The organism is Xylanibacter rarus (genome assembly GCF_001275135.1).
GTDB classification, from domain to species: Bacteria; Bacteroidota; Bacteroidia; order Bacteroidales; family Bacteroidaceae; genus Prevotella; species Prevotella rara.
This window is the reverse complement of the sequence record NZ_LFQU01000064.1, coordinates 1-3,557: the sequence shown is the minus strand read 5'-3', so window position 1 is coordinate 3,557 and position 3,557 is coordinate 1. Positions and strand designations below refer to the sequence as shown.

Genomic DNA, 3,557 nt, shown 5'->3' with positions numbered 1-3,557 from the left:
AATTCCGGCAGATTGCAAATCAGCCGGCACATTAGCTTTGTTGATTATTATCGCACGCACTACGTTAGCATTTGGATTTTTCACTCTTAAATCCCCGTGGGGAGGCTTCTGTTACTCCAATAGCCTTGTTGGTTCTTGTCGCAAGCACTATGTGAAATTATGATAAGAATCCACAAAGCATATGACTTTAACTCCTATAACTACTCTAACTCCTTTAACTACCGAGAAACAAAAGCCTCCCACGGGGAGGTTTGGTGGGCTTTTACTTCCTCCTTGTAATCACCTTTCCCGGTATCACGGTCAGTTTCATGGTGCCGTTTTCTTCTATTGCCACTTTCATATATCTGGCCTTTTCCACCACCTTTCCGTCAACTTCCATTACGCCCCATTGTCTCGGACTGTCCTCAAAGGCACAGAGCTTGCCTATCGGCGGCATTATCATTCTGTATTTCGGCGGCACTACAACTCTGTCGCCCGACTTCAGTCCCCATTTCGTTCCGCTCTTAAATGGTTGCGCGTCGGTTATCCTTTCCAGTCTTTTCAGCCTTTGTTCCTGTTCCTCTTGTTCCTTTCTCAGTCTCTTTTCCGCAGCCCTTGCGCAGGCTTCCGTCTTCAGTCTTTTTAGCAGGGCTTCCATGCCGTCCTTTCCGTCTATCCGTTCAGGTGTCATGCCTTTAGCCATGTGATAGAAGCGTCCTTCATTGTCAGCCGCAATAATACTTCCGTCAGCCAGCCTGCCGCAACACCAGTATGCCCTTTCCTCGTCACCTTCTATCACGCATGCCGATGTCTCGTAGCCCGTACTAAGCGTCAGCGCAGCCTTGCGGCACGCCTCCGGCACGTTGCTGTCAGGTATTTCCAGATAAAAGCCGCGCCATGCCAGTTCGCCGCGTCCTATGCCCTGAGCGTTCACATACACATCCTTAGTCCTGCTGTATAGCGTTCTGCCCATCTTCAGCATCTCCACGCCTCCGAATACCATCACCTCCGGCTTCTCCCTGTACAGTCTGTTTGTCCTTATGTCAATATAAAACGTCTTGCATCCGTTGTCTTTCACTTCAACGAAGTCGTTCTTCACAAACCTCATGCCGCTGTATCTGTCTATTCTCATCATCACATTACCGTCGCCGTCAACCACGCCAACGCGCATGTCGCCGAATCTCACGGCAGCCATGTTGTCCTTTATGTCAAACACCTTCGCATATTGCGCCTTCGCCGTTATCTTCCTGCCGCGTTTCAGGCCCCATCTTCCGCTCCGTTTGTCCTTGTATGCCGTCAGTGCCTTAGCCTCCGTCTCGTCTCCGTCTTTGGCTTTCTCTATATATGTCAGCAGCCTTTCGTGGTTCATCACCACTTCCATCTCGTCCTGTCCTATAGCCTCTTCGTCTGCAGTCCATGCCGTCGCAGCCAGTTGCCTGCCACGTCTTTCCGTCTCAGCCTTTCCCGTCATCCTGCCTTCAAACATAGCCTGCCAGTCGCGTTCCCATGTCGGCAGTCCGAACACACGATACAGGCCCACGTTGTCTATCAGCATGCACGCATCCTTGCCCTTGCTCATTCTCAGTCCGCGGCCCACCTGCTGCAGATATTTTGCCAGCGACAGGGTAGGGCGGCCCATCTGCACAAACTCCACGTCAGGACAGTCGAAGCCCTCGCTGAACACGTCAACGTTCACCATCACCTTTATCTTTCCTGCCTTAAAGTCGTCCACTAAGGCTTTACGTGTAGCCCGCGGCGTCCTGCTGTCTATCGCCACTGCCTTCACGCCCCGTCTGCTGTAGTATTCCGCAATGTTTCTGGCGTGTTCAATGCTTATGGCGTACACTATGCCCTTTTTGCCGTCGGCATAGCGTTTCATGGCGTCATACAGTCTTTCGATGCTCGTCTGTCTGTTCAGCTTCTCGTTCATCTCCTTTATCTGGTAGTCGCCGTCGGTGCCCCGTCTTTTCAGTTCGTTTATCAGTCTCTGTTCCTCGCTCTCACGTCTTATCGACACATAGTCGAACACCGACAGATAGCCGCGTCTTACAAACTCCGCAATGCTCCATCCCGATATCAGCTTGTCAAACAGATCCGTAAATCCCTTGCCGTTCATTCTGCATGGCGTGGCCGTCATTCCCAGCTTCTTAGCCTCCGGGTATCTTCGCCACAGTTCGGCGTAAGTGTCAGCCAGCGCATGGTGAGCCTCGTCTATCACTATCAGACTCGGCATCTCGTCCTTCACGTCCTCCCAGTGTCTCGCCAGCCATTGTATCGACAACACGTGGATCTTACTGGCGTAAGACAATTGAGAATTGATAATGGATAATGGAAAATTATGATTTGCCTTGTGCTTATTTATAGGCGTTGAACAACGTTTGTCACAGTCTAATTGTGAAACATTGTTCGGTTTAACCCAATTATGCCTTATGAAACGTAGTTCAGCGTTAGCTAATTGTGAAACATTGTTCGGTTTACCCCAATTATGAAACGTAGTTCGGTTTAACCCAATTATGAATTGATTTACCGTTTCCTTTATCTGTTCCACCAGTTCCCGTCTGTGCGCAACAATCCACACGCTACGCGTCCGTCCTGTCGTTTCGTTATTAGCGTTTAGTTCTTCATTCACGAGTGCAGCCAATACTCTCGTCTTGCCGGTGCCTGTAGGCATCTGCACCATCACGCTCTTGCATCTTTGCCATTCGTCAATGATGCGAGCCATTATGTCCGTCTGATAGTCGCGTAAGTAAGCCACAGATTATGGAAGTGGTTGTTAGAAGTTAAAGGAGTTACAGTAGTTACAGGAGTTAGAGTCAATAGTAAACGCAGTGCTTGCGACAATGACCAACAAGGCTAATGTGCCGGCGGATCTGTGCTCCGCCGGAATTGAGTATAAGGATCTCCTGATCCGCTAAAAATACCGCTGCCTTACGAAGTGAGTAATGAAAAATCTAACGCTAAGTTTGCATTAAAGATATAAGGTGATGTCAAATAGGAAGTAATCAGATTGCAAATCTTTATATTCACTTCCGGCCGATTACAAATCAGCCGGCACAATAGCAACGTAGTGCTTGCGATAAGAATCAACAATGCATATGACTCTAACTCCTAGCTCACCTTAGTGAGCGATAACTTCTTTAACTACTTTAACTACCAATAATATTAGCGCATGTTTTTTCAGTAGTTCTTATTATCAATATACACCTCGAGCAGCTTCGACACGCGGTTTTCGTTGTTCGGCACAACGTCCATGTCAGCCACGCAGGCAGGCACGAGGCAGCTCATGCCCTTTGTCAGATGCACCTGCTTTATCTCAGGCTCCTCGCCTTTCCACGACCTTATCACGATGTCGCTGCTGCCCTCAAGACACATATACACCACGAAGCTGTCATACTTATACAGCTTTCTGTGGAAGGCACGGTTCACCTCCAGCAGCTTCACCGTAAAGAACCTGTTCTCCGCCAGCAGCACCGGATGGTTCATCCTGCGCGTGTAGTGCGTGCGGTAGTCGTCCTCCACCTTATAGTCCAGCGCCTCCGATGCCAGCGCCGTGTGCAGTGCCCTTGGCTTGCCGTCAA

The 3,557-nt window shown here is 49.5% G+C and carries 1 protein-coding gene and 1 pseudogene; both read right to left on the bottom strand.

Annotation, left to right across the window (positions count from 1 at the left end):
* Positions 1 to 262 precede the first annotated feature (262 nt).
* Positions 263 to 2,734, bottom strand: a complete 2,472-nt coding sequence (locus ACU52_RS14475) for a DEAD/DEAH box helicase (RefSeq protein ID WP_082335317.1) — start codon at positions 2,732 to 2,734, stop codon at positions 263 to 265.
* A gap of 422 nt (positions 2,735 to 3,156) precedes the next feature.
* Positions 3,157 to 3,557: pseudogene (locus ACU52_RS15350) on the bottom strand (type I phosphomannose isomerase catalytic subunit); the annotation flags it as partial.